A 6,292-nucleotide genomic window follows, 5' to 3' on the forward strand; every position below is an offset into this window, starting at 1 on the left:
GGTGGCGGAGCCCAGGGCGGCTCCACCGGATCCTTCGGTGGTGGCGGAGCCCAGGGCGGCTCCACCGGATCCTTCGGTGGTGGCGGAGCCCAGGGCGGCTCCACCGGATCCTTCGACTAATCCACCCCTAGCTCCAAGAGCCTTCCCTGTATGTGGTCAACGGTGGTCCTCCCTCTCCCTCCGTGGAACATGTCGGAAAAGGGGGAGACGGAGGACCGCCTCCGCGACGGCGCCGAGCGCCCGGCCGCCCCAACCTGACCGGCATATTTAAAATCTTCCACAACACGCCGAGACCAGAGGCCGACTGTTTCGTCAGGTCAATCATTATCCTCTCGCCGAGACGCTTTGGATCCTAGTTTCGAGCGAGGACGTCATGATTCTCAGAAAAAGTTTGCCGGCCTTGTGGCTGACTGGCGGAATATCCGCCGTCACCATCCTGTCCGCGGCGCCCGCGAAAGCTAACGTAGCCACGCTGTTCGAGCCACCTCCAGGCTACACGGCAATACCGGGTGGAGCATCCGACTACAGTCCGCCGAGCTGGAACGAAACGCTGCCATGGACATGGGACGACAAAGGATGGGACGACAAGAAAAAAGAACTGACCCCAGGTATCTCGATAGTCTCAGTGTGGAACACCGCGATCGGCGGTCCCACCAACGCCCTGGGACCGGGCGCCAGCGCACAGGGCGGATCTACGGGCACCTTCGACGAGAACGGCTCCCAGGGCGGATCCACCGGCGCGTTCTGGCTGAGTAACGCCCAGGGGGGTCCGACCGGCTCGAGCGGCGCAGCAACCGCTCCGTTCGCGCCGGACGATGCCCGCAGCGGCGGAACGACCGGCTCGTTCGCACCGGGCAGCATCATCAGCAACGCGGCAACCGGTCCGATCGCACCCGATGGCAGCATCGGCGGCGGAACAGGGAACGGAACAACCCGAGGCCTCTGGCCGCAGGATGCCCAGAACGAAACCGCGGCCACCGATGTCGGAAGCTACGACCCGGTTCACGAGTTCTTCCACAACCTGTTTTCCTTCTTTTCCCTGATCGGCTCGCTGGGGCTGCAGAGCCTGCAGTCCTCGTCGCCGGCCGACGTCGCGGGGAACGGCTGAGGTCCGCCCGGAGGCGGACCCACCGTGCGGACGGCACCCGGCGAGCATGGTCACAGGGCCTCCACCCTGTCGGCCAGCAGACGACGAATGCCAGGTTTGTGCTGGCCGGGGTGGTGGGTACACCGGGATCCATCCAGTCGTCGATCATCGGCCGACCCCGGTGTCCGATGATCAGCATCTGTCGGAGGCCCTGTCATGCTCTGGACTCTGCTCACGTGGATCGTTCTCGGTCTGATCGCGGGTGCCGTCGCCCGGCTGCTCGTGCCCGGACGTGACCCGATGAGCATTCCCGCGACGATCCTGCTCGGCGTGGTCGGTTCGTTCGTCGGTGGTTTCCTCGGCTACGTCCTGTTCGACAAGGACTTCGGGGAGGGCGCGCTGCAGCCGTCGGGCATCATCGGGTCGATCCTCGGCGGCATCGTGGTGCTGCTGATCTGGCGTGCCGTCGGCGGTCGCAGCCGTGCCCTGCACCGCTGACCCGCACCGACCGTCCCCCTGTCCGCCTCCGGGCCACCTGTCGATTTTCAGGTATGAGATTTTCATGCCGTCCTGACGTCCGGCGGGGACCTGGCCGAAGGTCCCATGCCGAGGGTTATGCGGTGCCATGCCGAGGCGTGTGCGGGTATCCGGGCCGGATTTCCCGCACACGCCTCGGCATGTCCGGCACGCGGGCTTTTTCCTGCGGTTGTGGTCGCCGCCGGCCGGCCCGACCGGACGGCGGACGCCGCCCGTCCTACTCTTGGTTCCCGTGCGGACATTCACAGTGCGGTGGATCCCGGCGCCCAGGGCGGCGGGGCGGACGGCGGCGGGGCGAACAGCGTGGGCAGGGGTCGCCGCGCTCACGGCCGGGCTGATGCTGGTCGTGATGCTGTCCGGCTGCGGCACCAGCGATGCGGACGGCCGCCCGGTGACGGTCAGCGAGATCACTCCCACGGTGACGGCCACCCCGCCCACACCCACCAGCCCGCACACCACGGCGCCGTCACGAGCTGGATCCTCGCCGCGTCCCGAGACGTCGACCAGCGGCGGCTCGTCGGCCACCGGCGAGACGGGGGCGGGGCCGGCGGTGGGACGGGCGGGGCAGGGTGCGGCGCGTGGGGGGCGGCCGTACTGCGGGGCGAGCCAGGACGTCGAGGAGATCGTCGTCGAGCAGTGGTCGAGCGGGGCGTTCCGGGTGTCGCTGCGACCGACGGACGCGTCCCGCCAGGCGCCGCGGACGGCGACGACGCAGGTGCTGTGGTCGGCGATCGGTGCCTGCGTGCCGGGGGTCACCGCCGCCGCGTCCGCCGAGAGTCTGCACGAACAGCTGGCCTGCCACCAGGCGCTGGCGCAGATCCGTTCCGGTGACGGCGACTACGCCACCGGTGACACCTACGACCTGGAGAGCTGGCGACCGCGGATGACCCCGAACAGCTTCGCCACCTGGATCTCCACCCGGTGCGGCAACACCCTGGGCACCGATCCCACCGGCGGGCCGGCGCGGGTCTACCGTCCCGACGGTGTGACGCCCAGGTACACCGTCCGCGGCGAACACGGCTGAGCGGGCAGACCGGGCCTGCAGGCGAGGGCACGCCGGGCCTGGGGGCCTGCGGCGTACACCGGCTGGGCCGGGTGGGCCCGGGAGTGCCACCCCCGACTCCCCCGCAGCCCGGGAGATCAACAGACGGTTATGATCCGCCGCCATGAGCGGGACTCCCGACGACGACGCGGGCGAGAACGAACCGATGGGCCGGCCGGCCCACGCGCATCCCCCCACGGACCAGCCGCACTCCCTGCGCGGCGACACGACGGGCCCACGAACCCGGTGGGACGAGACGGACCTGGACCGCACCCGGGCCGCCTACGATGCCGTCGCCGACCTCTACGCCGACATGTTCGGCGACCAGCTGGCACACCGCCCCCTGGAACGGGCGATGTTCGCCGCGTTCGCCGACCTTGTCGCCGAGCACACCGCGGCCACCGGCAGCCCCGGGATCGTTGCCGACGTCGGCTGCGGTCCCGGCCATATCACCGCCCACCTGCACAGTCTCGGGGTGGCCGCGGTCGGCATCGACCTGTCCCCGGCGATGATCGACCGGGCCCGTCGGGACCATCCGCGGCTGTCGTTCGAGGTTGGGTTCATGCACCGTCTCGGGTTCGGCGCGCAGACGCTGTCGGGCATCGTCGCCTGGTACTCGATGATCCACCTGCCGCCGGGGGCCGTCCCGCAGCTGTTCGCCGAGTTCCGCCGGGTGCTGGCGCCCGGCGGGCAGCTGCTGCTGGCCTTCCAGACCGCCGAGGTCACCGAAACTCAGCCGCAGCCGCACGCCCACCGGGTCGCCCCCTCGCACCGCTGGCCCCCCGACCGGGTCGCCCTGCTGCTGCGCCGCGCCGGTTTCGTCGAGACCGCCCGGCTGCTGCGCGGCGCTGACGAGCGCGACGCGCTCCCCAGCGCCGTCCTGCTCGCCCAGGCCCGCTCCTGACCCGGTCTCCCACCCCGCCCCGTTCCGCCGACCGTGGGATTTCGATGGACGCCCACCGGAACCCCACGTGCCGCAGGCCGACGGCGGCGGCGTGGAGGGGGATCAGCGGCCGATGACGCGGACCTCGGGGTAGGCCCGGCTCAGGTCGTCAGGCAGGGGGGCGGGATCCCCGGTCAGGGCGCGGGTGACGAAGGCGTCCACACAGGCCCGGGTGATCGCCAGCGCACGGGCGCCGGACATGGTCGGGACGACACCGGTGGACGAGCCGGTGCCGGTGGACGGCGGTGGGGGAAGCTGGTCGGCGATGACCGGGTCGTCGGTGAAGCTGAAGTGGTCAGCGCCTTCGACGTCCAGCCACAGCCGGGGGGCCCGCAGCCGGGCCCAGGCCTGCGCCCAGGTGGGGTCGTAGTCGTCGGGGTCGACGCCGGGCGGTACCTGGCCGCCCGGGCCGGGGGCGGGATGGTCGGCGGCGGCGCCCAGCAGCAGCACCGCACGTCCGGGCAGACCACCGGACGGGACCGGTTCGCCGAGGGTGCCGTCCAGGTCGACGCCGACGCGGACCCGACGGTCCTGGGCCAGCAGCGCCACCGACGCCGCCCCGCCGAGGCTGTGCCCGACGGCGGCCACCTTCGTCGGGTCGATCGTCGCCGCGCCGCGCCACGCCGGACGGGGGCCGACCAGCCGGTCCAGCACGAACGACAGGTCCGCGGTGCGGGAACGCACCGCGGCGCTGAGATCGGCCTGGCGTTGGATGCGGTCGCAGGCCAGGCAGGTCAGCATCCGCGCGCCGGGGAACAGGGTGCCCACCGACTCGTAGGCATGGTCGACGGTGGCCGCGACATAGCCGCGGCTGGCGAACTGCTCGGCCAGCCCCGTCAGTGAGCGGCGACCCACCCCCAGTCCCGGAGAGAGCAGGACCAGCGGATGGTGCCCGGACAGTGGGGGGACGCCGGTGCGGCTGGCGATCGTCGTCGTGGCGATGTCCTCGGCGGACAGGACGCCGTCCAGGCCGAGCGAGGCCAGGTACAGGCGGATCTCGGCCGGGTCGGCGTAGCGGGCCGGGGCGCCCCGGCCGACAGGTGCGGTGGCGGCCGGATAGTAGACGTCGACCATCAGTTCCCGGGGGTGCGTCGGCATCCACGGGTCGCGCCGGGCGGTGTCCACCAGATGCAGCGTGTCCCGTCCGACGGGATGCACCCCGGTGGGTCGGGGCAACGTCACCCGGCTCGTCACCCGCGGCCCACCAGGGCCGGTCGAGGTCGCCTCGGACCTTGTGGTTGATCCGGTTGCCGTGGTTGCCGTGGTCGTGGCGGTCGCGGCGGGACCCACCAGCACCACGGACACCGCTGTCACGGCTGCCAGAACTATCGTCATCGCCCGATCTCGCACCGTCACAGCTATCACTCTAGGTGCCGTTCAGCGTACGGAAACGATATGGACGCAGTCTGTCATCCGACACTCGCCGCCCAGCTGTCAGCCGGGGTTACCCGAGAGCGTGGAAGTGGTCTGGGATCACAGGGCGGCGATGGTGGCGGGGGCGCGTTCGGCGCGGCTGAGCGCACGCAGCAGCGGGACCGGGCCGTGGCGGCGGGTGGCGACGCGGGCCAGCAGGCCGATGACCAGGTCGGTGGCCGCCTCGGGCAGTGAGGGGGTGCGCACGCCGAGGCTGACGGCGAGGTCGTCGGCGTGGACGGCGATCTCGAGGATGCGGGTGGCCAGCAGGTCGTCCACGGTCAGCGGCGGCGCGGACGTGCGCATCGCGACCAGCCGGGTGCCGTCGGTGTGCGGTAGCAGGGCTCGCAGCTCGGCCAGGGCCACGTCGACCTGGCCGGCCAAGGCCACCGGGCCGGCCTTGGCGGTCTGCTCGCCGAGGTCACGCAGCCCGGCGTTGAGCTCACCGTCCAGCGGTGCGCCGACCCACGCCGCCGTTGTGTAGTAGTCCAGCAGGGTGACCGGCGGCCCGTGCGGCGTCGGCGCGGCCAGCCGGCCGGGCACGGCGAGGACCTGCCAGGCCAGATGCCCCGCCAGCCCGCTGACCTGGAACTGGTCGAGCGCACTCGGGGTGTCCCACCGCTGTTCGAGCACCGGCTCCCACAGCAGCCCCGTCGCCGCCGCCGCGGTCTGGACGAAGACCTCTCCGAGCATGGTCACGGTCACGGCGCTCATTGTGGCCCATCCGGATCCACGGGAAGCACATGGTTTCCCGCGGCGCCCCACGGTCCCTGGAGCGACTGCGCCACATAGGGTGACTTGATGGCCTTCGGGCTGCTCGCCGTAGTGGTCGTCGCAGGGTGAACACGCAAGGCCGGCGGTGCGTCGGCGCTCGGCAGCGCGCCGTTTACCTCGTCAACGGTCTCGAGCTGGTCGGCCTCGGCCCTTGATGACGCTCGCACCCACAGGGGCGGCACCCGCGAGCAGTGACCGGTTCGGCAATCCCGCGCTGCCGGGCCCGGCGAGAGCAGCATCACCCCCCGACGGAAGAGGTAGAGCTGTAAACGGTGAGTGGTAAAACTACCCGAATGACTTCACTCCATGACAGACGGGCAGGTAATGGATAGCGCCGCCGTGGCGACGGGCGACACCATCTCGGCGCGATGGTCTATGCAACACAAGCGGAGTGCTGCGACGAGGAGCTGGCAGGTGGTAGTGGAGTCCACGCACGTGGTGTACGGATCGTGATCGTCTAGCGACTCGCCGGAGTGGCGGTCCGTGACGTAGAGCG

The 6,292-nt window shown here is 71.1% G+C and carries 6 protein-coding genes; 4 read left to right on the forward strand and 2 right to left on the reverse strand.

All coding sequences use genetic code 11. The annotated features are described in order from the left end of the window. Positions 1–373 precede the first annotated feature (373 nt). From ND747_RS26595 to ND747_RS26610, 4 genes are all read left to right on the forward strand, one after another. On the forward strand, positions 374–1,108 hold the full coding sequence (locus tag ND747_RS26595; protein ID WP_251737010.1) for a hypothetical protein: 735 nt from the start codon (positions 374–376) through the stop codon (positions 1,106–1,108). A gap of 195 nt (positions 1,109–1,303) precedes the next feature. Continuing rightward, on the forward strand, positions 1,304–1,585 hold the full coding sequence (locus ND747_RS26600) for a GlsB/YeaQ/YmgE family stress response membrane protein (protein ID WP_251737011.1): 282 nt from the start codon (positions 1,304–1,306) through the stop codon (positions 1,583–1,585). A 286-nt stretch (positions 1,586–1,871) separates the two neighbouring features. Continuing rightward, on the forward strand, positions 1,872–2,648 hold the full coding sequence (locus tag ND747_RS26605; RefSeq protein ID WP_251737012.1) for a DUF2599 domain-containing protein: 777 nt from the start codon (positions 1,872–1,874) through the stop codon (positions 2,646–2,648). Between the two features lie 142 nt (positions 2,649–2,790). Then, the gene (locus ND747_RS26610) at positions 2,791–3,570 is read left to right on the forward strand and encodes a class I SAM-dependent methyltransferase (RefSeq protein ID WP_251737013.1); all 780 of its coding nucleotides are present in this window, start codon (positions 2,791–2,793) and stop codon (positions 3,568–3,570) included. 102 nt (positions 3,571–3,672) lie between these two features. Here the strand turns inward: ND747_RS26610 and ND747_RS26615 are convergent, their stop codons facing one another. Together ND747_RS26615 and ND747_RS26620 are read right to left on the reverse strand one after the other, a co-directional pair. After that, entirely contained in the window at positions 3,673–4,944 is a 1,272-nt protein-coding gene (locus ND747_RS26615; protein WP_251737014.1) for a lipase, read from the reverse strand. A gap of 138 nt (positions 4,945–5,082) precedes the next feature. Beyond that, the gene (locus ND747_RS26620; RefSeq protein ID WP_251737015.1) at positions 5,083–5,736 is read right to left on the reverse strand and encodes a maleylpyruvate isomerase N-terminal domain-containing protein; all 654 of its coding nucleotides are present in this window, start codon (positions 5,734–5,736) and stop codon (positions 5,083–5,085) included. Between the last annotated feature and the right edge of the window lie 556 nt (positions 5,737–6,292).

It is taken from the genome of Frankia sp. R82 (genome assembly GCF_023716925.1).
Lineage (GTDB): Bacteria > Actinomycetota > Actinomycetes > Frankiales > Frankiaceae > Frankia.